The sequence below is a fragment of the Paenibacillus agaridevorans genome, from assembly GCF_003112455.1.
Classification (GTDB): domain Bacteria; phylum Bacillota; class Bacilli; order Paenibacillales; family Paenibacillaceae; genus Pristimantibacillus; species Pristimantibacillus agaridevorans.
This window is the reverse complement of sequence record NZ_BDQX01000341.1, coordinates 1-215: the sequence shown is the minus strand read 5'-3', so window position 1 is coordinate 215 and position 215 is coordinate 1. Positions and strand designations below refer to the sequence as shown.

Sequence of the window (215 nt, the reverse complement as noted above, 5' to 3'; positions counted from 1 at the left end):
ATTCGCCAGCTTGCCTCCCTGATCCGCAACGATCGGGGTAACGTCATACTGACCCACGGCGCTGTCCGCCGTAGCGGAAGTCGAATAAGATACCGGGAACGTGTCCCCGTTGCGGAGACCGACACTGGTACTCGTGAAGACGGGATTCGGATCTCCGTATTCGCGCGTTTTATCATCGACCGTCACCGTATAAGACGCCTTGGAGATCGCCAGCT

General features: G+C 57.7%; 1 protein-coding gene. It reads right to left on the bottom strand.

Annotated features, from left to right (window positions below):
* Positions 1 to 215 (bottom strand): MBG domain-containing protein (locus tag PAT3040_RS37480; protein WP_181376871.1); only part of this gene is annotated, 215 nt, incomplete at both ends.